The organism is Dactylosporangium sp. CA-092794, assembly GCF_050948465.1.
Classification (GTDB): Bacteria; Actinomycetota; Actinomycetes; order Mycobacteriales; family Micromonosporaceae; genus Dactylosporangium.
In genome coordinates, this window is the sequence record NZ_CP192044.1 from 4,001,387 (window position 1) to 4,026,273 (window position 24,887).

General features: G+C 73.9%; 18 protein-coding genes. 9 read left to right on the top strand and 9 right to left on the bottom strand.

Annotated features, from left to right (window positions below; all coding sequences use genetic code 11):
- The first annotated feature begins 5 nt into the window (after nucleotides 1–5).
- The 4 genes from adhE (at nucleotide 6) to ACQPXD_RS17200 (ending at nucleotide 7,127) form a co-directional block, all read left to right on the top strand.
- On the top strand, nucleotides 6–2,633 hold the full coding sequence (gene adhE / locus ACQPXD_RS17185) for a bifunctional acetaldehyde-CoA/alcohol dehydrogenase (RefSeq protein ID WP_432839537.1): 2,628 nt from the start codon (nucleotides 6–8) through the stop codon (nucleotides 2,631–2,633).
- A gap of 119 nt (nucleotides 2,634–2,752) precedes the next feature.
- Entirely contained in the window at nucleotides 2,753–3,727 is a 975-nt protein-coding gene (locus ACQPXD_RS17190) for an Acg family FMN-binding oxidoreductase (RefSeq protein ID WP_432839539.1), read from the top strand.
- 62 nt (nucleotides 3,728–3,789) lie between these two features.
- Complete coding sequence (locus tag ACQPXD_RS17195) at nucleotides 3,790–6,168, top strand: phosphoketolase family protein (RefSeq protein WP_432839541.1); 2,379 nt, start codon at nucleotides 3,790–3,792, stop codon at nucleotides 6,166–6,168.
- Nucleotides 6,165–7,127, top strand: a complete 963-nt coding sequence (locus tag ACQPXD_RS17200) for an Acg family FMN-binding oxidoreductase (protein WP_432839543.1) — start codon at nucleotides 6,165–6,167, stop codon at nucleotides 7,125–7,127. The genes ACQPXD_RS17195 and ACQPXD_RS17200 overlap by 4 nt, the downstream gene beginning before the upstream one ends.
- 51 nt (nucleotides 7,128–7,178) lie before the next feature.
- Here the strand turns inward: ACQPXD_RS17200 and ACQPXD_RS17205 are convergent, their stop codons facing one another.
- The 5 genes from ACQPXD_RS17205 to ppdK all read right to left on the bottom strand — a co-directional run bounded on the left by ACQPXD_RS17205 (nucleotide 7,179) and on the right by ppdK (nucleotide 15,711).
- A complete protein-coding gene (locus tag ACQPXD_RS17205; RefSeq protein ID WP_432839545.1) occupies nucleotides 7,179–7,499 on the bottom strand; it encodes an HPF/RaiA family ribosome-associated protein in 321 nt (106 codons plus the stop codon).
- 1,398 nt (nucleotides 7,500–8,897) lie between these two features.
- A complete protein-coding gene (locus ACQPXD_RS17210; RefSeq protein ID WP_432839547.1) occupies nucleotides 8,898–11,654 on the bottom strand; it encodes a cation-translocating P-type ATPase in 2,757 nt (918 codons plus the stop codon).
- 17 nt (nucleotides 11,655–11,671) lie between these two features.
- The gene (locus tag ACQPXD_RS17215) at nucleotides 11,672–12,538 is read right to left on the bottom strand and encodes a universal stress protein (RefSeq protein ID WP_432839549.1); all 867 of its coding nucleotides are present in this window, start codon (nucleotides 12,536–12,538) and stop codon (nucleotides 11,672–11,674) included.
- An 86-nt stretch (nucleotides 12,539–12,624) separates the two neighbouring features.
- On the bottom strand, nucleotides 12,625–13,080 hold the full coding sequence (locus ACQPXD_RS17220) for a hypothetical protein (protein WP_432839551.1): 456 nt from the start codon (nucleotides 13,078–13,080) through the stop codon (nucleotides 12,625–12,627).
- A 9-nt stretch (nucleotides 13,081–13,089) separates the two neighbouring features.
- Nucleotides 13,090–15,711: a pyruvate, phosphate dikinase gene (ppdK, locus tag ACQPXD_RS17225; protein WP_432839553.1), complete on the bottom strand. Its 2,622-nt coding sequence runs from the start codon at nucleotides 15,709–15,711 to the stop codon at nucleotides 13,090–13,092.
- A gap of 159 nt (nucleotides 15,712–15,870) precedes the next feature.
- Here ppdK and pflB point away from each other — a divergent pair, with 159 nt between their 5' ends.
- Nucleotides 15,871–18,129, top strand: a complete 2,259-nt coding sequence (gene pflB / locus ACQPXD_RS17230; RefSeq protein WP_432839555.1) for a formate C-acetyltransferase — start codon at nucleotides 15,871–15,873, stop codon at nucleotides 18,127–18,129.
- The gene (gene pflA / locus ACQPXD_RS17235; RefSeq protein WP_432839557.1) at nucleotides 18,126–18,866 is read left to right on the top strand and encodes a pyruvate formate-lyase-activating protein; all 741 of its coding nucleotides are present in this window, start codon (nucleotides 18,126–18,128) and stop codon (nucleotides 18,864–18,866) included. The genes pflB and pflA overlap by 4 nt, the downstream gene beginning before the upstream one ends.
- Here pflA and ACQPXD_RS17240 read toward each other — a convergent pair.
- The gene (locus ACQPXD_RS17240) at nucleotides 18,860–20,146 is read right to left on the bottom strand and encodes a GAF domain-containing protein (RefSeq protein ID WP_432839559.1); all 1,287 of its coding nucleotides are present in this window, start codon (nucleotides 20,144–20,146) and stop codon (nucleotides 18,860–18,862) included. The genes pflA and ACQPXD_RS17240 overlap by 7 nt on opposite strands.
- A 59-nt stretch (nucleotides 20,147–20,205) precedes the next feature.
- Nucleotides 20,206–21,228, bottom strand: a complete 1,023-nt coding sequence (gap, locus tag ACQPXD_RS17245) for a type I glyceraldehyde-3-phosphate dehydrogenase (RefSeq protein ID WP_432839561.1) — start codon at nucleotides 21,226–21,228, stop codon at nucleotides 20,206–20,208.
- A gap of 161 nt (nucleotides 21,229–21,389) precedes the next feature.
- Here gap and ACQPXD_RS17250 point away from each other — a divergent pair, with 161 nt between their 5' ends.
- Genes ACQPXD_RS17250 through ACQPXD_RS17260 form a run of 3 tightly spaced genes read left to right on the top strand, consistent with a single transcriptional unit; the run spans nucleotide 21,390 to nucleotide 23,205 of the window.
- Complete coding sequence (locus tag ACQPXD_RS17250; protein WP_432839563.1) at nucleotides 21,390–21,566, top strand: hypothetical protein; 177 nt, start codon at nucleotides 21,390–21,392, stop codon at nucleotides 21,564–21,566.
- A 32-nt stretch (nucleotides 21,567–21,598) separates the two neighbouring features.
- Complete coding sequence (locus ACQPXD_RS17255; RefSeq protein WP_432839565.1) at nucleotides 21,599–22,285, top strand: CBS domain-containing protein; 687 nt, start codon at nucleotides 21,599–21,601, stop codon at nucleotides 22,283–22,285.
- 32 nt (nucleotides 22,286–22,317) lie between these two features.
- Nucleotides 22,318–23,205, top strand: a complete 888-nt coding sequence (locus ACQPXD_RS17260; protein ID WP_432839567.1) for a universal stress protein — start codon at nucleotides 22,318–22,320, stop codon at nucleotides 23,203–23,205.
- Between the two features lie 57 nt (nucleotides 23,206–23,262).
- Here the strand turns inward: ACQPXD_RS17260 and ACQPXD_RS17265 are convergent, their stop codons facing one another.
- Together ACQPXD_RS17265 and ACQPXD_RS17270 are read right to left on the bottom strand one after the other, a co-directional pair.
- Nucleotides 23,263–24,306, bottom strand: a complete 1,044-nt coding sequence (locus ACQPXD_RS17265) for an Acg family FMN-binding oxidoreductase (protein WP_432839569.1) — start codon at nucleotides 24,304–24,306, stop codon at nucleotides 23,263–23,265.
- A 122-nt stretch (nucleotides 24,307–24,428) separates the two neighbouring features.
- Nucleotides 24,429–24,836 (bottom strand): Hsp20/alpha crystallin family protein, encoded by a 408-nt coding sequence (locus ACQPXD_RS17270; RefSeq protein ID WP_432839571.1) that lies wholly within the window; start codon nucleotides 24,834–24,836, stop codon nucleotides 24,429–24,431.
- Between the last annotated feature and the right edge of the window lie 51 nt (nucleotides 24,837–24,887).

Below are 24,887 nucleotides of genomic sequence, written 5' to 3' on the forward strand. Positions count from 1 at the left end.
TGACGGTGACCGGGATCCTTGCCCCGTTGCCCGCCGAGCTCGCCGAGGACACGACTGCCGAGCAGACCATCGCCGATGCGGTTGATCAATTGGTACGCCGGGCGCGGCGGGCGCTGGACGAGTACGCCGGCTTCGATCAGGAGCAGATCGACCACATCGTGAAGAAGGCCTCCGTCGCGGCGCTGAGCCACCACGGCGACCTCGCCGAGCTGGCGATCTCCGAGACCGGGCGGGGCGTGTTCGAGGACAAGGCGGTCAAGAACGTCTTCGCCTCCGAGCACATCGCACACAGCCTGGCCGGCCTGCGTACCGTCGGCGTGGTGGCCCGCGACGAGATCAACGGCATCGTGGAGATCGCCGAGCCGGTCGGGGTCGTGTGCGCCGTCACGCCGGTGACCAACCCGACGTCGACCACGGTGTTCAAGGCGCTCATCGCGCTCAAGACCCGCAACCCGGTGGTCTTCGCCTTCCACCCGTCGGCCCAGCGCTGCAGCGCCGAGGCGGCCCGCGTGGTGCGCGACGCCGCGATCGCGGCCGGCGCACCGCGGCACTGCGTCCAGTGGATCGAGGAGCCGTCCATCGCGGCCACCCAGGCGCTCATGGCCCACCCCGGCGTGTCGGTCATCCTGGCCACCGGCGGCGGGGCGATGGTCCGGGCCGCCTACTCGGCCGGCAAGCCGGCGCTGGGCGTCGGGCCGGGCAACGTGCCCGCCTACATCGACGCCAGCGCCGACGTGGTCCGCGCGGTGCACGACATCGTGGTGTCGAAGACCTTCGACAACGGCATGATCTGCGCCTCCGAGCAGGCCGTCATCCTCGAGGAGCCGATCGCCGAGCACGCCCTGGCCCAGTTCGAGCGGCTGCACGCCCACGTGGCCACGCCCGAGGAGAAGCAGCGCCTGGAGCGGTTCATCTTCGGCGAGGGCGGCCGGCTCAACGCCGACGTCGTCGGCCGGCCGGCGGCCTGGATCGCCGCCGCGGCCGGGTTCGACCTGCCCGAGGACACCTCGCTCATCCTGGTGCCGGTCGCCGGTGTCGGCCCGCGCGAGCCGCTGACCAGGGAGAAGCTCTGCCCGGTGCTGGCCGTGCTGCGCGCCGCGGACCGCGCCGCGGGCTTCCGCCTGGCCGAGCAGATGGTCGAGCTCGACGGGCTGGGCCACAGCGCCGTCATCCACGCGGCCGAGGCTTCCGTCGCCGAGGAGTACGGCCGGCTGGTCAAGGCGGTGCGGATCATCTGGAACTCGCCGTCCTCGCAGGGCGGCATCGGCGACGTGTACAACGCGTTCCTGCCCTCGCTCACCCTGGGCTGCGGCAGCTACGGCGGCAACTCGGTGTCGGGCAACGTCTCCGCGCCGAACCTGCTCAACATCAAGCGGATCGGCCGGCGCACCAACAACCTGCAGTGGTTCAAGGTCCCGCCGCGGATCTACTTCGAGCCCAACGCCATCCGGTACCTCGCCGACATGCCCGAGGTGCACCGGGTCACCATCGTCACCGACCCGACCATGACCCGGCTCGGCTACGTGGACCGCATCCGGGGCGCGCTGCGCCAGGGCGCGAACCCGGTCACCGTGCAGATCCTCGACAACGTCGAGCCCGAGCCGACGATGGCCACCGTGGAGCGCGGCGCCGAGCTGATGCGCGCGTTCCGGCCGGACACCATCATCGCGCTCGGCGGCGGCTCGCCGATGGACGCGGCGAAGGTGATGTGGCTGCTCTACGAGCACCCCGGGACCGAGTTCAGCGACATGCGGGAGAAGTTCTTCGACATCCGCAAGCGGGCCTTCATGTTCCCGACGCTCGGGAAGCTGGCCCGGCTGGTGTGCATCCCGACGACGTCGGGGACCGGCGCGGAGATCACCCCGTTCGCGGTCATCACCGACACGGCGACCGGGATGAAGTACCCCCTGGCGGACTATGCGCTCACCCCGAGCGTGGCGATCGTCGATCCCGTGCTCACCGCCGACCTGCCGCCGGCCGTCACCGCCGACAGCGGGTTCGACGCGCTCACGCACGCGACGGAGGCCTATGTCTCGGTGTACGCCAGCGACTACACCGACGGCCTCGCCCTGCACGCGATCCGGCTGGTCTTCGAGCACCTGCCCGCGGCCGTGCACCGCGGCGCGGCCGACCCGCTCGCCCGCGAGAAGATGCACAACGCGGGCTCCATCGCCGGCATGGCCTTCGGCAACGCGTTCCTCGGCATGGTCCACGCCTGCGCGCACACCCTGGGTGCGACCTTCCATGTCGCGCACGGCCGCACCAACGCGATCCTGCTGCCGCACGTCATCCGGCACAACGGCCGGGTGCCGTCGAAGCTGACCGCGTGGCCGAAGTACGAGCGGTACGTGGCGCCGGAGCGCTTCGCCGAGATCGCCCGCATGCTGGGGCTGCCCGCCGCCACGGCGGAGGAGGGCGTGGAGTCCTACGCCCGGGCCGTGGAGCGGCTGCGCGACGAGGCCGGCATCGAGCCGTCGTTCCAGGCGGCCGGCGTCGACGAGCAAGAGTTCCTGCGGGCCCTGCCGCAGCAGGCGATGAACGCGTACCTCGACCAGTGCGCCCCGGCCAACCCGCGCATGCCGATGCTGGCCGACCTGCGCGACATCATGCGCGCCGCTTACTACGGGCAGTGAGCGGGCACGGGTGACGGGGGAGGCCGGTCGGCCCGGCCGAATTCGGGTCGACCGGCCCTGACCGCCGGTTCACGGGGCGGCGATGCTTGATATGAAGCAACGATGAGGGGAGAAGGGCCATGATGCAGCCACCGCGCGCCGAGATCGACCAGGTCGCCGAGGCCTCGATCGCCGCCCTGCGCGCCCCGTCCGTGTTCAACACGCAGCCCTGGCGCTGGCGACTGGCCGGCGAGCACGGCGAGCTGTGGGTCGACCGGTCGCGGCAGCTGGCCGGGCTCGACCCGGACGGCCGCCTGCTGCTGCTCAGCTGCGGCGCCGCCCTGCACCACGCGACCGTCGCACTGCTCGCCGCCGGCTACACCTCGGACGTGGCCCGGCTGCCCGACCCGAACCGGCCCGACCTGGTGGCCCGGCTGGGGCAGGGGCCGGCGTGCGAGCCCGACGACCGGCTGTACCGGGCCATCTACCAGCGGCGCACCGACCGGCGCCCGTTCGGCGACGAGCCGCCGCCGGCGGCCGGTCTCGACGAGCTGCGGGCCGCGGCCGGGCGGCACACGGTGCACCTGCACGTCGTGCGCCCGGACCAGGCGACCGAGTTCGCCGCGGCGGTGGCGCATGCCGGGGCGGTCGAGCACGACGACCCGCACTATCGTGACGACGTGCTGGCCTGGACCACCCGCGAGCGTCAGGAGCGCGACGGCGTCTCGGCCCGCTCGGTCGTGCCGCCGACCCAGCGGACCATCGCGCCGCGCGACTTCGCCCTGGCCTGGCCGGCCGGGCTGGAGCCGGGCCCGGGCACGGACCGCGGCACGGTGTACGTCGTGCTGGCCACCGACGGCGACGAGCCGCAGGACTGGGTGGCGGCCGGCGAGGCGCTGTCCGACGTGTGGCTGACGCTGACCGCGCAGGGCCTGGCGGCCTCGCCGATCAGCGAGGTCGTCGAGGTGGCAGCGGTCCGTCACGCACTGCGACGGCTGCTCGGGGGCGTCGGAAACCCCGCGATTGCGATGCGCATCGGTACGCCGGTGGGGGAGACTGGTCCCGTTCCGGCTTCCGTTCGCCGATCCGGCACCGACGTCGTGGGCCTGCCGTGAACGTTGGCCCCCGCGGCGGTGCCAGGCTCATGCGGTACCACATATGAAGGAAGGAACACGCGGTGACCACAGTCGCGGAACGTCAGGTCGGCCAGCTGAGCGACGAGGATGTCGCGCAGCTCGATGCCTGGTGGCGAGCCAACAATTACCTCACCATCGGTCAGATCTACCTGCAGGGCAACCCGCTGCTGCGCCGGTCCCTCGAGGCCGATGACATCAAGCCCCGGTTGCTCGGCCACTGGGGCACGAGCCCCGGCCTGTCGTTCATCTACGCCCACGTGTCCCGGCTCATCCGGCTCACCGGCCAGCGGGCCATCTATCTCGCGGGCCCGGGCCACGGCGGCCCCGCGCTCGTCGCGGCCGGCTACCTGGAGGGCACGTACAGTGAGATCTACCCGGCCGTAGGGCTGGACGAGCCCGGCATGCTGCGGCTCTTCCGGCAGTTCTCCAGCCCCGGCGGCATCCCCAGCCACGTGTCGGTGACCACGCCCGGCTCCATCCACGAGGGTGGCGAGCTCGGCTACGTGCTGGTCCACGCGTTCGGCTCGGTGATGGACAACCCCGACCTGCTCAGCATCGCGGTCGTCGGTGACGGCGAGGCGGAGACCGGCCCGCTGGAGGGCTCCTGGAAGGGCATCTCGTTCCTCAACCCGGCCCGTGACGGCGCGGTACTGCCGATTCTGCACCTCAACGGCGCGAAGATCGCCGGGCCGACCGTGCTCGCCCGCAAGGACCCGGCCGAGGTGCGCTCCCTGCTGGAGGGGCACGGCTACGAGGTGCTCGAGGTGTCCGGGGAGGACCTGCCCGGCATGCACCACCGGTTCGCGGCCACGCTGGCCGACGCCTGGAACAAGATCCGGGCGATCCAGCACGCGGCCCGCGACGGCGAGTGGGACGGCAAGCGCCCGCACTGGCCGCTGATCATCCTGCGCTCGCCGAAGGGCTGGACCGGCCCCGACAAGGTCGACGGCGTCCAGGTCACCGGCACGTGGCGCTCGCACCAGGTGCCGCTCGCCGGCGTCAAGGAGAACCCGGAGCACCTGGCGCTCCTGGAGGAGTGGATGCGCTCGTACCGCCCGGAGGAGCTCTTCGACGCCTCCGGCGCGCCGGTGGAGCTGGTGCGCTCCCTGGCCCCCGACGGCGACCTGCGCATGAGCGCCTCGCCGCACGCCAACGGCGGCCTGCTCACGCAGGACCTGGCCATTCCCGATTTCCGGCAGTTCGCGATGGACGTGCCGCTGCCGGGCACCGTGCGGGCGGAATCCACCCGCCGCCTCGGCGAGCTGCTGCGCGACGTGTACCGCGACAACCCCGGCCTGTTCCGGCTGTTCTGCCCCGACGAGACCAACAGCAACCGCCTGGGCGCGGTGTTCGAGGTCACCGACCGGGGGTTCGCCGAGCGGGTGACCCCCGATGACGTGGCGATCAGCCGCGACGGGCGGGTCATGGAGGTGCTGTCCGAGCACAACTGCCACGGCTGGCTGGAGGGGTACACCCTCACCGGCCGGCACGGCATGTTCGCCACCTACGAGGCGTTCGCGATGGTGTCCGCGTCGCAGACCGTGCAGCACGGCAAGTGGCTGCAGGAGGGCCGGCGGCTGCCGTGGCGGGCCAAGGTGCCCAGCCTCAACGTGCTGCTGACCTCGACGGCGTGGCGCAACGACCACAACGGCTTCTCGCACCAGGGGCCGGGCCTGATCCAGGTGGTGCTCACCCAGCGCGGCGACATCGCCCGGGTGTACCTGCCGCCGGACGCCAACTGCCTGCTCTCGGTGGCCGACCACTGCCTGCGGTCCCGGTCGTACATCAACCTGATCGTCATCGACAAGCAGCCCCAGCTGCAGTGGCTGACCATGGACGAGGCGGTCGAGCACTGCACCCGGGGCGCGGGCATCTGGCCGTGGGCCGGCACCGACGACGGCTCCACCGACCCGGACATCGTGCTGGCCTGCGCCGGCGACGTGGTCACCATGGAGACGGTGGCGGCGGCGCAGATCCTGCGCGAGCGGCTGCCGAAGTTCCGGGTGCGGGTGGTCAACGTCGTCGACCTGATGACCCTGCCCCGGCCCAAGGACCACCCGCACGGCATGAGCCAGACGCAGTTCACCGAGCTGTTCACCGATACTGTGGATGTCGTGTTCGCCTTCCACGGGTACCCGGGCGCCGTCCACCAGCTGGTGCACGGCCGGCCCGACGCCGACCGGTTCCGGGTTCGCGGGTTCATCGAGGAGGGCACGACCACGACCCCGTTCGACATGACGGTGCGCAACCGGGTCTCGCGGTACCACCTCGTCATGGACGCCATCAACAACGCCCGACGGCTCCCGCCCGGCGCCACCGAGCTCAAGGAGTGGTGCGAGCGGAAGCTCGCCGAGCACGACGCGTACGTCGTGGACCACCTCGAGGACATGCCCGACGTGCGGGACTGGAGTCTCCGATGACCGTTTCGGTCACCGATGCGCTGGCCGCGGCGGCGGACGCCGCCCGGCTGGCGCCGTCGGTCCACAACACCCAGCCGTGGCGGTGGGTGGTGCACGGCGACCGGATGGAGCTCTTCGCCGTGCCGGACCGGCAGCTGCGTGAGCAGGACCCGGACGGCCGGCTGATGGTGCTCAGCTGCGGCGCCGCCCTGCACCACGCGCTCGTCGGCCTCGCCGCCGAGGGCTGGACCGGCCGCGTCGAGCGGCCGGCCGCCGAGCCTCTCGCGGTCGTGTACGCCGAGAAGCACGAACCCGCCGACCCGCACACCATGCAGCGCATGCAGCTGCTGCGGGTCCGGCACACCGACCGCCGCGCGGTCAGCGAAGAGCCGGTTGCTTCGGAGGTACGCCAGGCCCTGGTCGACGCCGCCCGCGCCCACGGCGCGCAGCTGCACGTGCTCGACCGCGACCAGGTGCTGCAGCTGGCCGTCATGATCGAGCACTCCGGCGCGGCCGAGCAGCAGGACGAGCGGATGCGCGCCGAGACCGCGACCTGGGTCGGCGGCGCCCGCCCCGAGGGCACCGGCGTGCCCGACGCCGCCATCCCGTCCGAGCTGCCGCTCACCACGGTCGCCGAGCGGGACTTCGGCGTGGCCGGCACCCTGAGCGCCGGCCCCGGCCACGACAACGCGGCCGCCTACGCCGTGCTCTACGGCGACGGCGACGAGCCCATGGACTGGCTCGCCGCCGGGGAGGCGCTGAGCGAGCTGTGGCTGTCGGCCACCGCCCTCGGCGCCGCGGTACTGCCGCTGAGCAGCCCGGTCGAGCTGGACTTCAGCCGCCAGGCACTGCGACGCATGCTCGGCGACGTCGGCTACCCGTACCTGGTCCTGCGCCTTGGCACCTCCGACCCCGACCACGCCGGCCCGCCGCACACACCGCGCCTGCCGGCCGAAGAGGTCATCGAGATCGCCGGCTGAATATGGTTGATGGCGCCCCCGTCCCCGGGGGCGCCATCTCTTTTTGCGTCGCTATCGGTGCGCGTGCACGGCCTGCCGGTCCAGGCGGGCCTGCAAGCGGTCCTGCAGCAGGTCCAAGGCCTCGTAGGCGCTGTCGGCGCACGCCTCGGCGTGCAGCACCTGCCCGTTGAGGTCGATCTCGGCACGGGCCGTCACCGGCCGGACGGCGGCGGGGTTGGCGGTGCGGTCCAGGCGGACGCGCGCGAAGAGGATCGGGCGGGCGGTGTGCCCGAGCACCGCGGTGACCTTCTCCCGGGCGTACCGCTGCAGCTGGGTCTCCATGCCCGGCTGGAGCTGCACGTTGACCTCGACCTCGTCGTGAGTGCGGGACATCGTCGTCGTCCTTTCGCTCGGCCCGGCGGCGCGCGACCGGCCGCCGTTCGCTCGGCCCGGCGGCACGGATCTAGACCGCCGTTTCGTTGGACCCGGCGGCGCTGGATCGGCCGCCTGAGATCATTTGATCTCCGGTGGGTGTGACCGCTCCAGGGCCTTCCGGCCCCCACAGACGGACCGAGGTCCCTTCGCCGGCGTTCGCCGCCCGCAGGCGCGTCGCCCTGAAGACGCCGCCGAGCGAGGTCGCCGGTGTCCGCGAGGGTCGCCGGCCCGGCCATGAGGGGCGCCGAGACGGCCGGCAGGGGTGTCGTCGTCCACGGGTCCAGCCCCGCCTTCCGCCACGCCGGTCGACATTGCGGGTTGTCGCAGCACGTGCCTTGCTGCGAAACGTCGGATAAATCCGGACACGTTCCGTGTCCGGATTTATCCGAAAAATCATGATGAAACCGATGGACCGATGGCCGGAGGCCGGCCTGGTTCGACTCCGGCGTCGAGCGGTGCGAGCCCGAGCCGGCCACGGCCGCCGCCAGTTGGGCATCGATGGCCGGGAGCACGAACGTCATCGCGCAGACCCTCCGACGCGGCGGGGCGGGCGTGCGCGGCGGGGCGGGCGGGCGCGGCGGGGCGGGCGGGCGCGGCGGGGCGGGCGTGCGCGGCGGGCGGGCGTGCGCGGCGGGCGGGCGTGCGCGGCGGGGGTGCGGTGGGGGTGCGGTGGGGCGGGCGTGCGCGGCGCGGGGGGCGGTGGGGCGGGCGTGCGGCGCGGTGGGGTGGGGGTGCGGCGCGGAGGGGCGTGCGCGGCGGGGCGGGCGCGGGGCCCGGTGCGGTGCGGCGGACGTTGCGGATGTCTCATCCGCCGGGCGCAATAGCCGATCTGCGAGGCCGGGCCGGATGTATGTCTCCGTGATCATGATGTCCGCGGTGGCCGTTTCACGGGTTTGTCATGATCCCGGAGACTTGTGGTACCCAGGTGTACATCATCGCTCCGTGATCATGAAAAACCGTTGGTGTCGGTGCCGGATGCGCATGATCGCGGAGACTTCCGGTCGCTGCGCCGTGCTCGCGGCCCGCAGCTTCCGACATGTGGGACGTGATCGCCGACCGCGTCCGGCCCGGGCGTTAAGACGCGCGGGCCGGGCACCGCTGGCGGCCGGGTTCGCGTCCGCGGAACTGGCGTCGCAGTGCCGGCCGGCGGGCGGGCGGCCGGGTCCAGCAGCCAGCGCCGGCCGATGGTCCAGCCCACCAGGGCTGCCGTCTCGTCCCCGGCCTCCGGGGCCCGGCCGGGGAACGGCGCACGTGTGGTCGGCCGCGATGCAAGCCAGGCCGGTGACGGTGGGCGTGAGGCGTGCACCGGCCCGCTGCCGCGGGTTCCGGGTCCAAGGCCGGCGCTGTGTGCCTGAGCTACACGCTGCCGGCGGCCCGCGCTGGCGATAGGCCGTGTGGTCGCCGAGCGCCTCGGCGTTTCAGGGCGCGCCACAGCTCGTCGGCGCCCCAGACCAGGACGGGGAAGGGCAGGAGGAGGGCGAGCTGGGCGGGAGAAGGCGGGGCGGTGTCGAAGAGCGACTGCAGCGGCGGCAGGTACACCAGCGCGGCGGCGAAGGCGACCTCGAAGGCGACGCCCCACAGCAGCAGCCGGTTGGTGAACACGCCCACCGCGAGCAGTGGCGCCGTCTGGGTGCGGGCGGCGAAAGCGGTACCGATCTGGCAGGCGACAATGCCCAGGAAGGACATGGTGGTGGCCTGGCGCCACACGTGGTGCAGCGGCGTGCCGGGGCCGGTGGGGTCGCCGGGGTGCCAGCCGCCGGCGTGCAGGGTGAGCAGGAAGCCGGCCATCACCAGCAGCGCGGACACGCCGCCGAGGACGGCCCAGGCGCGGACCAGCATGCGGCGGTTGATGACGCCCTCGGCGCGGTCGCGGGGTGGGCGGTCCATCAGGCCGGGCTCGGCCGGTTCGCGGCCCAGGGCCAGCGCGGGGAGGGTCTCGGTGCCCAGGTCGATGGCGAGGATCTGCAGCACGGTGAGCGGCAGCGGCACGGCGCCGCCGGAGAGGGCGAAGACCAGGAACGGCACGACCTCCGGCGTGGCGTGGGCGAAGATGTAGAGGATGAACTTGCGGACGTTGTCGTAGACCCGGCGGCCGGCCTGCACGGCGGTGACGATCGTGGCGAAGTTGTCGTCGGTGAGGATCATGGTGGCCGCCTCGCGGGCGACGTCGGTGCCGCCCCGGCCCATGGCGACGCCGATGTCGGCGCGGCGCAGGGCGGGGGCGTCGTTGACGCCGTCGCCGGTCATCGCCACGACGTGGCCCTGGGCGCGCAGGGCGTCGGCGATGCGCAGCTTGGCCTCGGGGGAGCTGCGGGCGAAGACGAGCTCGCGGTGCCCGGCCAGCAGGCGGTCGAGGTCGGGTTCGCTCATGGCGTCGAGTTCGGCGCCGGTGACCACCGTGGTCGCGCCGGTGGCGATGCCGACGCGGCGGGCGATCTCGGCGGCGGTGAGGCCGTTGTCGCCGGTGACGACCATCAGCCGGATGCCGGCGGTGTGGCACCGCTCGACCGCGGCGGCCACCTCCGGGCGGGGCGGGTCGAACATGGCGACCACACCGAGCAGCGTGAGGTCCCGTTCGGCATCCTCACGCCGATTCGGTACGTCCACGCCGGGCAACACGCGATCGGCGACGGCGAGCAGCCGCAGCCCGTGCGCGGCCAGCTCGGTCACGGCGGCGTCGACCAGGTCCCGGTCGGCGGGCGTGAGCGGCCGGTCGCCGGCGGCGTCGGCGATGCGGGTGCACAGCGGCAGCAGCTCCTCCGGCGCACCCTTGGCGTGCAGCCGCAGGCCGCCCGCCTCCGCGTCGACGGTGGACATGCGCCGCAGCGCCGGATCGAAGTGGAACTGGCGGCGCTGGTCGCGCTCCCGGGCGGCGGTGTCCACGACACCACCGAGTTCGGCGGCGGCGTGCAGCAGCGCGATCTCGGTCGGGTCACCGGTGTCCGGGTCGAGCGAGGCGTTGTTGCACCGCGCGGTCGCGGCGGCCAGCCGTCCGGCGATGTCCGATGCCGCGGCTGTACGCCCGGACTCCAGGTCGATCCGCTCGTGCGGGGTCCACACCGTGGTCACCCGCATGCGGTTCATCGTCAGCGTGCCGGTCTTGTCGGTGCAGATGACGGTGGTCGAGCCGAGGGTCTCCACCGCGCTGAGCCGCTTGACCACGGCGCCGCCGCGGGCCAGCTCGCGCACGCCCATGCCCAGCGCCAGGGTGATGGTGGGCAGCAGCCCCTCGGGCACGTTGGCCACGAGCAGCCCGATGGCGAAGGTGAACGCCGCCGCCACGCCCAGGTGCGCGGCGAACGCGCCCAGCGGCAGGAACGCCAGCCCGGCGGTGACCGCGACCAGCGCGATGAGCCAGGCCACCCGCTTGACCTGGGCCTCGAGCGGGCTGTCGGCCCGGCCCACGCCCTGGGTGAGCGCGGCGATGCGGCCCAGCTCGGTGCGCATCCCGGTGCCGTAGACCAGGGCGAGGGCCTCGCCGCCGGTGCAGCCCGTACCGCTGAACACCAGGTCGCGGGCCTCCAGCACCGGGCCGCCCGGGTCGGGCTGGTCGGTGGAGCGGTAGGCGGGCAGCGACTCCCCGGTCAGGGTCGACAGGTCCACCTCGACGGCGCCGGACAGCAGCCGGGCGTCGGCGCAGATCCGCTCGCCCTCCTCGACGACCAGCACGTCGCCGGGGACGAGGCCGGCGGCGGGGATGGCGGTGCGCGCGCCGTCGCGGATGACGAACGTCTGCTGCGGCAGGTACGCCGCGAGCGCCTCGACCGCCCGCTCGGCCTGCTGCTCCTGGACGAACGCGAACACCGCGTTGACGATGACGACCACCACGATCGCCACGGCCAGCGCGGTGGTGCCGGCGACGAGGGCGAGGGCGGCGGCCAGCCAGAGCAGCGCGGCGAGCGGGTGCACCAGCTGGCGGACCAGCTCGCGCCACCACCGCCGGCCGCTGCGCCGGGTCAGCTCGTTGGGTCCGTAGACGAGCAGCCGGCGGGCGGCCTCTCGGCTGGAGAGGCCGCCCGGTCCGCAGCGCAGGTCGCGCATCAGCAGGTCGACCGGCTCGCGCGGGTCGCGCGCGGCCGGTGCGGCGCTGCCCGCAGCGGTCACCGTGGTCATGGCGGTGCGCTCGCCGTTTACGCGGCCTTGGGCTCGTGCGCGATGAGCACGGGGCACTCGGCGTGGTGCATGAGCTGCTGGCCGACCGACCCGAGGAGCAGGCCGGTGAAGCCGCCGTGGCCGCGGCTGCCGACCACGACCAGCTGGGCGGTGTGCGACAGGCCGATCAGCACCTTGGCGGCGCGGCCGGTGGCGACGAGCGGCTCGACCCGGACGTCCGGGTACTTCTGCACCCACCCGTCCAGCGCGGACTCCAGCGCCACCCGCTCGTAGGTCTCGATGTCGGCCAGCGGCAGCGACGGCTGGGGCGGCACGACGTGGGCGCGGACCGCGACCAGGTGGGTGCCGCGGGCCCGGGCCGCCTCGAAGGCGAGCGCCAGCGCGGCCTCGCTCGACGGTGAGCCGTCCACACCGGCCACGACCGGCCCGTCGGTGGCGGCGGAGCGGCCGCGGATCACCGCGACCGGGACCCGCGAGTGGGTGGCGACCTGCTGGCTGACCGCGCCCATGAGCAGGTTGGTCAGCCCGCCGGCGCCGCGGTTGCCCACGACCAGCAGGCTCGCGCCGGCGTCGCCGAGCTCCAGCAGCGTGGCTGCGGGCGGCGCCTCCACCGCGATGCCGAACACGTCCAGGCCGGTGCCGCGCTCCCGGACCCGCCCGACGATGTCCGCGATGAGCTGCTCGCCCGCCTCGCGTGCGGCGTCGGTCTGCTCGGCGACGGCCACGTAGTACGCGCCCGGCCAGGCGATCTGGTAGGCGTTGACGATCTGCAGCTGGCTGCCGGTGCGCTCGGCCTCGGTAGCGGCCCAGTCGACCGCCCATCCGGCCTCGTCCGACCCGTCGTAGCCGACGACGATGCGCCGCGGGCTCACCGTTGCGTTCATCGCTTCCTCCTCGGTGAATTCCTGACTTCAGCCTGGTCCGGGTGAGACCGGGGAGGCAGGGGAGTAAGGCGGGACCGGCCCGGGACCTACGTCCCGGACCGCAGCGCCACCGCGATCTGGTGGGCCCAGCCGCACACCTCGCCCGGGTCGGGGTCCAGCGCGTGCGGCGTCCAGGCCGGCGCGGCCGGGTGGGCGGGCAGGAACGGGTGGTGGTCGAGCGGTACCACGGCGTCCTCGACGGTGTCGACGTCGATGTGCCGCTCCGGGCTCAGCGCGTCGCCGGCCGTGCTGTTGGAGTACAGCCAGACCGGGACCTGCCGCAGGCTGTCCTCCCGCGCGACCGCGAACCGGGTCGCGCGGCGCAGCCAGTGCCCCGAGCGGGCGGTGCTGCCGAGCACCACCGCGTCGTAGCCGCCGGCGGGAGCCTGCTCCACCGGCCGGACCGTGCTCTCCAGCCCGTGCAGGACGAGCGTGTCGCCGATGATCCGGGCCGTCGTCGCGGCGGCCCCGTCGTCGTCGGCGTAGGTGACCAGAACTCGCATGACCTTTCCTCAGCGGGTGTCGGAGCCGGCCGCGGTGACTCCGCAGCGGCCCGCCTCGAGCCGGGCGACGGGCACCCGGAACGGCGAGCACGACACGTAGTCCAAACCGGCGTCGTGGAAGAACCGGATCGATTCGGGGTCGCCCCCGTGCTCCCCGCACACCCCGATGTGCAGGTCCGGCCGGGCCGCGCGGCCCTCGGCGACGGCGATGCGGATGAGCCGGCCGACGCCGTCGCGGTCGATCGACTCGAAGGGCGAGACGCCGAAGATGCCGAGTTCGAGGTACCGCGTGAAGAACGCGCCCTCGACGTCGTCGCGGGAGAAGCCCCAGCCCATCTGGGTCAGGTCGTTGGTACCGAAGGAGAAGAAGTCCGCGGCCCGGGCGATCTCGCCGGCCGTCAGCGCCGCTCGCGGCACCTCGATCATCGTGCCGATCCGGGCGTCGACGCCGAGCTCGCGCAGCAGCCGCTGGGCCTCCTCCCGGACCGCCTCCAGCTCCTGCACGGCGCCGACGAGCGGTACCATGATCTCCGCCTGGGCGCCGGGCACCTGGGCGGCCGCCTCGGCGATGGCGCGCACCTGCATCGCGAACAGGCCCGGGATGACCAGGCCGAGGCGCACCCCGCGCAGGCCCAGCATCGGGTTCTCCTCGTGCATGCGGTGCACCGCGTCGAGCAGCTCCCGGTCGTGGCCCGGGTCCTGCCCGCGCTCCTCGGCCCGGGCGACCCGCACCGCGAGCTCCTCCAGGGGCGGCAGGAACTCGTGCAGCGGCGGGTCGATCAGCCGTACCGTCACCGGCAGGCCGGCCATCTCGTGGAACAGCCCGGTGAAGTCGGCCCGCTGCAGCGGCAGCAGCGCGGCCAGCGCCGCGTCGCGGTCGGCGTCGGTGCGGGCCAGGATCAGCCGCTCGACCAGGGTCCGGCGCTCGCCGAGGAACATGTGCTCGGTGCGGCACAGCCCGATGCCCTGCGCGCCGAACCGGCGGGCCCGGGCGGCGTCCTCGGGAGTGTCGGCGTTGGCCCGCACCGCGAGCCGGCGGCGCTTGTCGGCGTGGGTGAGCAGCCGGTCGACGGCGCGCACCAGCGGATCGGCGTGCGGCGACAGGGTGCCCTCGAAGTAGCGGACCACCGGCGAGGGCTGCACGGGCACCTCGCCGAGGTAGACGGATCCGGAGGTACCGTCGATGGAAACGACGTCTCCCTCGGACACCACGTGACCGTCCACCGTGAACTGTCCCTTGTGGACGTCGACCTCGAGCGCCTCGGCCCCGCACACGCACGTCTTGCCCATGCCCCGGGCCACCACGGCCGCGTGCGAGGTCTTGCCGCCGCGGCTGGTCAGGATGCCCCGCGCGGCGATCATGCCGGGCAGGTCGTCGGGGTTGGTCTCGCGGCGCACCAGGATCACCGGCGTGCCGGTGGCGGCGAGCTCCGCGGCGCGGTGCGCGTCGAAGACGGCGGCGCCCACGGCCGCGCCCGGGGAGGCGGCGACGCCGTGCGCGATGCGGGTCGGCCCGCCGGACAGGTCGAAGGCGGGGAACATCAGCCGGGCCAGCTGGTCGCCGCTCACCCGGGTGAGCGCCTCGTCGAGGTCGATCATGCCCTCGTCGACGAGCTGGGCGGCGATGACGAAGGCCGCCGCGGCGGTGCGCTTGCCGACTCGGGTCTGCAGCATCCACAGCTTGCCGCGCTCGATGGTGAACTCGATGTCGCACAGGTCCTGGTAGTGCCGCTCCAGCGTGGCCATGTGCGCCAGCAGCTCGTCGTAGCTGGCCTTGTCGAGGTGCTCGAGCTCCTGCAGCGGCACCGTGTTGCGGATGCCGGCGACGACGTCCTCGCCCTGGGCGTTGGCGAGGTAGTCGCCGTAGACGCCGGGGGCGCCGGTGGCCGGGTCGCGGGTGAACGCCACGCCGGTGCCGGAGTCCGCGCCGCGGTTGCCGAAGACCATGGCGACCACGTTCACGGCGGTGCCGAGGCCGGCCGGGATGCGCTCCTGCCGGCGGTACAGCACGGCCCGCTCCGCGTTCCACGAGCCGAACACGGCCCGCACCGCCTGGTCGAGCTGCTCGCGCGGGTCCTGCGGGAAGTCCTCGCCGGTGTGGTCACGAAAGACGCGCTGGTACTCCGTCGTGAGGCTCCGCAGCCCGGCCGCGTCGAGCGCGGCGTCGTCGACGTCGCGGAACGCCTCCGCCGGCACCCCGCGCACCGTCCGGCCGAACATCTGCACCAGCCGCCGGTAGCAGTCCCACGCGAACCGCTCGTCGTCGGCCCGGGCCGCGAGCCCGGCCACGGTGGCGTCGGTCAGCCCGACGTTGAGCACCGTCTCCATCATGCCCGGCATCGAGAACTTCGCCCCCGAGCGCACCGAGACCAGCAGCGGGTCGGCCGGGTCGCCCAGCCGCCGGCCGGCCTGCCGCTCGAGGCGCTCCAGGTGCAGGCTCACCTCATCGCCGAGGCCGTAGGGCTCGTGCCCGGTGCGCAGGAAGGCACGGCAGGCGTCGGTGGTGATGGTGAAGCCGGGCGGCACCGGCAGCCCCAGCCCGGCCATCTCGGCCAGGTTGCCGCCCTTGCCGCCGAGCAGGTCCTTGAGCTCCCGGCCGCCCTCGGCGAAGTCGTAGACGTACTTGGTCATGGCGCACCTCCACAGCGGGTCCCCCAGGAACCGACGCTGGCACGCCGCGGCGCCCCGCGGCAGGGCCCATCGCCCAGGTCGGGCGGGACTTGCGCCCCTGCCCGCGGCGGCGGCCCCCGAGCCAGGGTGGAGGGGAAGCGAGGCGATCGAGGAGGAACCATGACCATCATCAGTGTCCCCGCCGGCACCGAGCTGGCCGCGTGGCGCGGCTTCCGGGGCGGTCGGTGGCGGGACGAGGTCGACGTCGCCGGTTTCATCCGCGCCAACGTCCGGCCGTACACCGGTGACGGCACCTTCCTCGCCGGCCCGACCGAGCGGACCCGGCACATCTGGGGCCTGCTGGAGGAGATGTTCCCGCAGGAGCGCGAGCGCGGCATCTACGACGCCGACGCGCGCACCCCCGGGTCGATCACCGCGCACGAGCCCGGCTACATCGACCGGGACCGCGAGCTGATCGTCGGACTGCAGACGGACGCGCCGCTGCGCCGGGCCATCATGCCCGCCGGCGGGCTGCGCATGGTGGAGAGCGGGCTGCGCGCCTACGGCTACGAGCTCGACCCCGCGGTCAAGGAGACCTTCACGAAGTACCGTAAAACCCACAACGACGGGGTCTTCGACGCCTACACGCCGCAGATCCTCGCCGCGCGCAAGGCCGGGATCATCACCGGGCTGCCCGACGCCTACGGCCGGGGCCGCATCATCGGCGACTACCGCCGGGTGCCGCTCTACGGCGTGGACTTCCTGATCGAGGCGAAGCGGGCCGACAAGGCGTCGCTGGACGACCACGCGGCCACCCCGGACGTGGTCCGCGACCGGGAGGAGCTCGCCGAGCAACTGCGCGCCCTCGCCGAGCTCAAGACGATGGCCGCGGCCTACGGATACGACATCTCGAAGCCGGCCCGGACCGCGCGCGAGGCCGTGCAGTGGCTCTACTTCGCCTACCTGGCCGCCACCAAGGACCAGAACGGCGCCGCGATGTCGCTCGGGCGCACCTCGACGTTCCTCGACGTGTACCTCGAGCGCGACCTCGCCGACGGCACCCTCACCGAGAGCGCGGCGCAGGAGCTCATCGACGACTTCGTGATCAAGCTGCGGATCGTGCGCTTCCTGCGCACGCCCGACTACGACCAGCTGTTCTCCGGCGACCCGACCTGGGTCACCGAGGCGATCGGCGGCATGGGCGCCGACGGGCGGACCCTGGTCACCCGCACCTCCTACCGCTACCTGCAGACCCTGTACAACCTGGGCCCGGCGCCGGAGCCGAACCTGACCGTGCTGTGGTCGCCGGCCCTGCCCGAGCCGTTCAAGCGGTTCTGCGCCAAGGTGTCGCTGGACACCAGCGCGATCCAGTACGAGAACGACGACCTGCTGCGCCAGTACTCCGACGACGACACCGGCATCGCCTGCTGCGTCTCGGCGATGCGGATCGGCAAGGACATGCAGTTCTTCGGCGCGCGGGCCAACGCGGCCAAGGCGCTGCTGTACGCGATCAACGGCGGCCGCGACGAGATGAGCGGCGCCCAGGTGGCCCCGCCCACCGAGCCGGTCCGCGGCGACGTGCTGCGCTACGACGAGGTCCTGGCCGCCTTCGACCGGACGCTGGACTGGCTGGCCCGCACCTACGTCGACGCGCTGAACATCATCCACTACATGCACGACAAGTACGCCTACGAGCGGATCGAGATGGCGCTGCACGACTACCCGGTGCGCCGCTTCCTCGCCTGCGGCATCGCCGGGCTCTCGGTGGCCGTGGACAGCCTCTCGGCGATCCGTTACGCCACGGTCCGCCCGGTCCGCGACGACACCGGCCTGGTCGTCGACTACCTCGTGGAGGGCGAGTACCCGGCCTACGGCAACGGCGACGAGCGGGCCGACGCGATCGCGGTGTGGCTGGTGGAGACGTTCATGGACAAGGTGCGCGGCAACCCCGCCTACCGCGACGCGATCCACACCCAGTCGGTGCTCACCATCACCTCGAACGTGGTGTACGGCAAGCACACCGGCAACACCCCGGACGGGCGCCGGGCGGGGGAGCCGTTCGCGCCGGGCGCGAACCCGATGAACGGCCGCGACGTGCACGGCATGGTCGCCTCGGCGCTGTCGGTGGCGAAGCTGCCGTACTCCGCCGCCCGCGACGGCATCTCGCTGACCAGCACGGTCACCCCCGACGGGCTGGGCCGCGGCGAGGCCGAGCGGGTCACCAACCTGGCCCGGATTCTCGACGCCTACACCGGGGCCGGCGGCTTCCACATGAACGTCAACGTGCTCGACCGGGCGACGCTGCTGGACGCGATGGAGCATCCGGAGCGCTACCCGCAGCTGACGATCAGGGTTTCGGGGTACGCCGTGAACTTCGTGAAGCTGAGCCCGGAGCAGCAGCGGGACGTCATCGGCCGCACCTTCCACGGCGCGCCGTGAGCGAGCTCGAGGTCGCCGGGAGGCTGCACTCCTGGGACGTGTCCACGGGCGTCGACGGGCCGGGCACCCGGTTCGTCGCGTTCGTGGCCGGCTGCCCGCTGCGCTGCCTGTACTGCCAGAACCCGGACACCTGGCGGCTGCGCGACGGCACCCGCACCTCCGCGGATGTCGTCCTGCGGCGGGCCGAGACCTTCGCCGGGTTCGTCAAGGCGACCGGCGGCGGCCTCACCGTCAGCGGCGGCGAGCCGCTGCTGCAACCGGGGTTCACCCGGGCGCTGCTGACCGGCGCCAAGGAGCTCGGCCTGCACACCGCCCTGGACACCTCCGGCTCGCTCGGCGCCCGGGCCGACGACGAGCTGCTGGACGCGACCGACCTGGTGCTGCTCGACATCAAGGCGTGGGACCCGGTCCACTATCGCCGGCTCACCGGCGGCGACCTGGCGCCGACCCTGGACTTCGCCCGCCGGCTGGCCGAGCGGGGCACGCCCCTGTGGGTCCGCTACGTGCTGGTGCCCGGGCTCACCGACGGCGAGGCGGACGTCGACGGGGTGGCCGGCTTCGCGGCCGGCCTGGGCGCGGTGGAGCGGGTCGACGTGCTGCCGTTCCACCGGCTCGGCGCGGCCAAGTACGCCCGGCTGCGCATCCCGTTTCCGCTGCATGACACCGCCCCGCCCGGCCCGGACCTCATCGAGTGGGCCCGCGGCCGGTTCCGCGCCGCCGGGCTGGCGGTCTACTGACGGTCGTGGGGTTCCATGGCGAAGACGGCCGTGCGGATCCCGCGGATGATCCGGTCCAGCTCGTCGACGTTGGCGAGCAGGGCGGCCCGGGCCTCGGGGCTGGCGACCCGGGAGGCGGTGCCCTGTAGTGACAGGCCCAGCCCGAACAGGTCCCGGATCAGGGTTTCCTGCAGGTCGCCGGCGATGCGCTGGCGGTCCTCCAGCACCCGGATCCGCTCGGTGTCGCGGCGCAGCGCGGCGACGTCCAGGGCCAGGCCGGCGTGCGCGGCGAAGGCGGCGAACAGCTCCAGGTCGACCGGGTCGAACTGGCCGGCGTCGTGGCGGTGCGCCACGACGAGCACCCCGTGCGCGCCGCCGTCGCCGGCGACCGGGGCGGCCATCAGCGCGCCGAGCTGCGGCAGCTGCTCCACGGCCGCTTCGGTGCGTGGGTCGGCCCCGGGGTCGCTCACCAGCACCGGCCCGCCCTCGGCGAGCACGGCGTCGGCCAGCGCCGAGGCGTCCGGCCACTGCTCCAGCAGGCCGACGGCGGCGGCCGCGTCCGCGGGCGCGACGACGGCGGCACCGGCGGCGCCGGCCGCGCGCAGCGCGCACTCGGCGAGGGCGCGCATCGCCCGCTCGCGGTCGGCGCCCTCGAACAGGGTGGTGGTGACGGCGGTCATCGCCTCCTGCCACACCCGGCGGCGGCGGGCCTCGTCGAACAGGGTCGCGTTCTCGATCGCGATGCCGGCCGCGCCGGCGAGGGCCTTCACGACCTCCTCGTCGTCGCGGCTGAACTGCGCGGCGCCCCGCTTCTCGGCCAGGTAGAGGTTGCCGAAGACCCGGTCGCGGACCCGGATCGGCACGCCGAGGAAGCTGTGCATCGGCGGGTGACCGTCGGGGAAGCCGACGCTGCCGGGGTGCTCGCCGATCTCGACCAGCCGGATCGGCCGCGGGTCCTCCACCAGGGCGCCGAGCACGCCCTTGCCCTCGGGCAGGTGGCCGATGCGGGCCTCGGCGTCGTCGGGCATCCCCTCGTGCAGGAACCGCACGAGGTGGCCCTGCCGGGCGACGCCGAGGGCGGCGTAGCGGGCGTCGACCAGCTCCCGGGCGGCGGAGACGATCTGCCGCAGCACCTGCTCCAGGTCGACGCCCTGGGCAATGTCGAGATTGGCCCGCAGCAGCCCGCGCAGCCGGCCCTGCGTGCTCTGCACGTCCCGGATCCGCTCGACGAGCTGCTCCAGCAGCTCGTCGAGCTCCAGCCGGGCCGCGGCCACGAAACCTACGTGCGACTCCTCGCTCATCCCGCCTCCGATCTCCGCGTCAGTGTGCCGCGCGGGCCGGGCGGGCCGCCAGCCGGGTCCTACTCCTGTGCGCCGGCGAACAGCAGCGCCAGGTCGACGAGGCGGTTGGTGTAGCCCCATTCGTTGTCGTACCACCCGAACACCTTCACCAGGTGCCCGTCGGCGGCGGTGAGGCCCGCGTCGAACACGCACGACGCCGGGTCGCCGATGATGTCGCGGGACACCAGCGGCGCCTCGCTGTAGCGCAGGATGCCCCGCAGCGGCCCTTCCGCCGCCGCGGCGAACGCGGCGTTGACCTGCTGCGCGGTCGCCGCCTGCGACACCCGCACGGTCAGGTCGGTCATCGAGCCGTTCTCCACCGGCACCCGCAGCGCCACGCCGCCGAACCGCCCGGCCAGCTCCGGCAGCACCAGGCCGATCGCCTTCGCCGCGCCCGTGCTGGTGGGGATGATGTTCGTGGCGGCGGTGCGGGCCCGGCGCAGGTCCTTGTGCGGCGAGTCGAGGACCACCTGGTCGTTGGTGTAGGCGTGCACGGTGGTCAGGAAGCCCTGCTCGACGCCGAACGCGTGGTGCAGCACCTGGGCCATCGGGGCGGCGCAGTTGGTGGTGCAGGAGGCGGCGGAGACGACGTCGTGCAGCTGCGGGTCGTAGGACTCGCCGTTGACGCCGAGCACGATCGTCGCGTCGACCTCCTTGCCGGGCGCGGAGATGAGCACCTTGCGCGCGCCGGACTTGAGGTGCACGGCGGCGTCCTCGCGGCTGCGGAACTTGCCGGTCGACTCGACGACGAGGTCGACGTCGAGGTCGGCCCACGGCAGGAAGGCCGGGTCGCGCTGGCGCAGCACCGAGATGTACTTGCCGCCGACGGTGATCCCGCCGCCGGACGGGTCGACGTCCACCGTCGCGCGCAGCCGCCCGAACGTGGAGTCGTGCTGCAGCAGGTGCCCGAGCGCCGCCGTGTCGAACAGGTCGTTGATCGCGACGACTTCGACCTCCCGGCCGAGCAGGTCCCGCTCCACCAGGCACCGGACGAGATCCCGGCCGATCCGGCCGAAACCGTTGATGGCGATGCGGTACGTCATGACTTCCTCCTCCTGCCGTGCGGGGCATGGTGGCCCCACAGTTCTCACCCTCGTCGCGACGGCGATCGCGCACACGGGCCGGAAGGCCCGCCGGCTCGGGTCGTCGGCCTCGCGCGCCCCGGCGGACGCCGGCAGGACCGTCGGACGTGGAGGTGAGAGCGATGAAGTATCGCGGTCTGGGGGCGGTGCTGCTCGGCGTGGGCGTCGCGGCGGTCGGCGCCGGCCTGAGCGACGTGCTGGCCCGGATGACGGTCCGTGCGCTGCAGGAACCGGCCCGGCCCGGGCGGGACCTTCGACCCGTGCGCCCGGTGCCGGCGAGGTCCACTGTGGAGATGTGAGCGGGGGCCTCTAGCGAGAAGGGATGACGACGATGAGTGCGCTGCTGGTACGCGATGTCATGACCAAGAGCGTGGCGACGGTCCCGCCCGACCTGGGCTACCGTGAGATCGTCGAGCGGCTCGTCGAGCGCGGCATCAGCGCACTGCCGGTCGTCGGCGACGACGGCGCGGTGCTGGGCGTGGTGTCCGAGGCCGACCTGCTGCACAAGGTGCAGTTCAACGGCGCCGACGTGCACGCCGGGCTGTTCGAGCGGCGCCGGGCGCGCCAGGCCAAGGAGAAGGCCACCGGCGAGACCGCGGCCGAGCTCATGACGAGCCCGGCGGTCACCGTGGCCGCCTCGGCGACGCTGACCGCCGCCGCCCAGCTGATGGAGCGGCACGAGGTCAAGCGGCTGCCCGTGCTCGACGACGACGGCAAGCTGGTCGGCGTCGTCGCCCGCAGCGACCTGCTGCGCCGCTACCTGCGCAGCGACGACGACATCCGCTTCGACGTCATCGACGGGGTGCTCGGCCGCGTGCTGTGGCTCGACCCGATGGACGTCGCGGTCTCCGTCAGCAGCGGGCACGTGACCCTGATCGGCAAGGTCGACCGCCGCAGCACGGCGGAGATCGCGGCCCGGCTCGTCCGTGGCCTCGACGGCGTCGTCGGGCTGACCGACGAGCTCGAGTGGGGCTTCGACGACACCACCGTGCAGCACCGGTACACCTTCGACGCCTGACGCTGTTCAGGCCTGAGCGATCGGGGAGCGAGATGCCGACTATCAGCCGGGTCGTCGCCGGATACGACGGGTCGCCGGGTTCGGTGGCCGCCGTCGGCCTGGCCGCGGCCGAGGCCGACGCGGCGGGCGCGGTGCTGCGCATCGTGCACGCCCAGCTGGCGCGGTCGGCATACGCGTACCTGGCGCCGCCCGGGGCGGTCGGCGACGCGGCCGTGGAGGCCCGGCGGCTGGTCGACACCGTCCGCGAGGCGCTCCTGCGGGCCCACCCGGGCCTGGTGGTGCGCACCGTGGTGACCACCGTGTCGCCCGGCGCGGCGCTGATCCGCGCGGCCCGCTCGGCCGACCTGCTGGTGATCGGCCGGGGCGGCCACGCCGCGTTCGGACCGGCCGATCACCACCGCCCACCCTCCGGCGCGATCGCCGCGCACGTCCTGGCCTACGCGGGCTGCCCGGTGGTGATCGTCGGCGCGGACGCCGCCACGGCGTCCGAGCCGGACGGCAGCCGCCCGGTGGTGCTGAGCTTCGACCCGCGCACCACCCCGGCCGCCGCCGTCCAGCACGCCTTCAGCGCCGCCGAGCGGCGCGGCACCGGCCTGCGCGTCTGCTACGTCCGCCGGCCCGACGGGCAGCCGTGGCCCGACGACGCCGAGGCGCGCCGGGTGCTCAGCGAGGCCCTCGCGCCCTGGCGGGCCGCGTTCGCCGACGTGCCCGTCGCCGTCGAGGTGCTGACCGGCCTCGACCCGGCCGCCCAGCTGCTGGACGCCTCGACCGGCGCCGCGCTCGTGGTGGTCGCCGAGGCGCCGGCCGCCGGCCGGCCGAGCCGCCTGCCCGACGTGCTCATCCACAACGCCGCCTGCCCGGTCGCGGTCGTCCCGGCCCAGGCCGCCCGCGCCGCGCTCCGTCCCATCCCGGTCGGCTGACCGCTTCGGTCTTTCCGCGGCTCTACCCGGTGCCCTTGGCCTTGGCCCAGGGCCGGGTCAGGGCCGGTCGGAGCCGGCCACCGGGTCGGCGACGACCTCGATCATCTCGGCCGCCCGGCGGCGCGGGGCCTTGGGCGGGGGAGGACCCGGGGCCGGCACGCCGATCCGCACGCCGATCGCCGGGTAGCCGACGCCGCCGAGCATGCGCCGCAGCGTCCGGCGGGGTACCTCGTGCTCGACCAGGTCGCTCATCGTCGACGTGGCCAGCCGGTCGGCGGTCGCGGTGAGCAGCACCGCGGACAGCGCCACCCCGGCCAGCAGCCAGTCGCCCGGGCCGTCGCCGTCGGTGACGATGATGCCGTAGCGCGCCTCACGGTCGGCGACGTCGACCCGGCTGAAGATCCCGGGCGCGCCGGCGACGGCGGTGAAGTCGCGCACCGGCACCGTCCGCGCGCCGACCGGCGCCAGGGTGTCGATCGGGAGGCCGTCGTGGCCCTCGCCGGGCGGCCGGACCCACTCGGCGAGCTCGGCGCGGTAGCCGGGGTCGGCGAGCAGCGCGTCCGCCGCCTGCCCGGCCGCCACCGCGATCTCGGTGAGCTCCCGCGACCAGGCCACGTGCAGGTGGGCGCCCGGCCGCTCGGCCGCCGCGCGGAGCCGTTCGATCGCCTCGTCCGGCACCGGGGTACCGGCGAACGGCCGGCGGTCGGACCGGCGCACCGGGATGGCCCGGCGCAGCCGCTGCGCGGCCGCCGAGGGCCGGGCCCGGCCGCGGTGGCGCACCACGGCGAGCAGGTCCGTCCCGCCGTCGCCGGCCATCGGCTCCACCTCGAAGTCGACGCCCGCGGCGGCGAGGGCGACGCAGGCGTGGTGCAGGGCGGCGCCGCAGCTGAGCACCTGCAGCCGCCCGCTGGGGTCCATCGCGGCCAGCCGGCGGCGCGGGTCGGCGGAGAGCAGGGCCGAGTCGTGGGTGAGCCGCCACCGCCACGGCTGGGTGTTGAGGAACGACGGCGCCTGCAGGGCGGCCAGCGCGGCGCGGGTGAGGTCACCGCAGGCCGGCGCGATCTGGTACCTGGTGGGCGGGTCGGGTTGCGTGGCGGCCATGGCGCTGTCCCCCTCGGTGTCGTCGGGTCCGTGAGCGTTCCTGCCCACGTCCGCCGCCCGCACACACGACCGCCGCGGAGCCAGGCCCACTACGATCAGGCTCCGCGGCGGTGGTCAGGGAGTTACTTCTTGGCGGCGGCCGCCGGCTTGCTCGTCACCGGAATCTCGCGGCCCGGGCTCACCGTGCCGGCGAGCGGCACGCGAACCTCGAGAATGCCCGCCACGTAGCTCGCCGTGATGCCCTCCTCCTGGGCGTTGAGCGGCAGCTGCACGCTGCGCGTGAACGAGCCGTAGTGGAACTCCGAGTGGGCCTTGTCGATCCGCTCCTCGTTGCGCTCCACCCGGATGTGCAGCCGGTTGCCCTGCAGCGACACCGTGATGTCCTTGTCGGGGTCGAGTCCGGGCGCCTCGGCCCGCACCACGTAGGTGTTGCCGTCGGTGTACTCCTCGACGCGCACGGCCTGCGCCCCGAACAGTGCGGTCGGCAGCTGTCCGAGGTCGAGCGGGAAGAGCCTGCTGGTCGTACTCATGTCACACCTCCTCCAGGCGTGTTGTCCCGCCTCCATCTGACCCCCGCCGCC

Excerpts from the sequence above, each read along its gene's own strand:
- gap (WP_432839561.1), bottom strand. The coding sequence starts at position 21,228 with ATGACGTACCGCATCGCCATCAACGGTTTCGGCCGGATCGGCCGGGAT.
- ACQPXD_RS17265 (WP_432839569.1), bottom strand. The coding sequence starts at position 24,306 with ATGGCCGCCACGCAACCCGACCCGCCCACCAGGTACCAGATCGCGCCG.
- ACQPXD_RS17210 (WP_432839547.1), bottom strand. The coding sequence starts at position 11,654 with ATGACCACGGTGACCGCTGCGGGCAGCGCCGCACCGGCCGCGCGCGAC.
- ACQPXD_RS17255 (WP_432839565.1), top strand. The coding sequence starts at position 21,599 with ATGAGTGCGCTGCTGGTACGCGATGTCATGACCAAGAGCGTGGCGACG.
- ACQPXD_RS17205 (WP_432839545.1), bottom strand. The coding sequence starts at position 7,499 with ATGTCCCGCACTCACGACGAGGTCGAGGTCAACGTGCAGCTCCAGCCG.
- ppdK (WP_432839553.1), bottom strand. The coding sequence starts at position 15,711 with ATGACCAAGTACGTCTACGACTTCGCCGAGGGCGGCCGGGAGCTCAAG.
- ACQPXD_RS17200 (WP_432839543.1), top strand. The coding sequence starts at position 6,165 with ATGACCGTTTCGGTCACCGATGCGCTGGCCGCGGCGGCGGACGCCGCC.
- ACQPXD_RS17260 (WP_432839567.1), top strand. The coding sequence starts at position 22,318 with ATGCCGACTATCAGCCGGGTCGTCGCCGGATACGACGGGTCGCCGGGT.
- ACQPXD_RS17240 (WP_432839559.1), bottom strand. The coding sequence starts at position 20,146 with ATGAGCGAGGAGTCGCACGTAGGTTTCGTGGCCGCGGCCCGGCTGGAG.
- ACQPXD_RS17190 (WP_432839539.1), top strand. The coding sequence starts at position 2,753 with ATGATGCAGCCACCGCGCGCCGAGATCGACCAGGTCGCCGAGGCCTCG.
- ACQPXD_RS17270 (WP_432839571.1), bottom strand. The coding sequence starts at position 24,836 with ATGAGTACGACCAGCAGGCTCTTCCCGCTCGACCTCGGACAGCTGCCG.
- ACQPXD_RS17250 (WP_432839563.1), top strand. The coding sequence starts at position 21,390 with ATGAAGTATCGCGGTCTGGGGGCGGTGCTGCTCGGCGTGGGCGTCGCG.
- ACQPXD_RS17220 (WP_432839551.1), bottom strand. The coding sequence starts at position 13,080 with ATGCGAGTTCTGGTCACCTACGCCGACGACGACGGGGCCGCCGCGACG.
- pflB (WP_432839555.1), top strand. The coding sequence starts at position 15,871 with ATGACCATCATCAGTGTCCCCGCCGGCACCGAGCTGGCCGCGTGGCGC.
- ACQPXD_RS17215 (WP_432839549.1), bottom strand. The coding sequence starts at position 12,538 with ATGAACGCAACGGTGAGCCCGCGGCGCATCGTCGTCGGCTACGACGGG.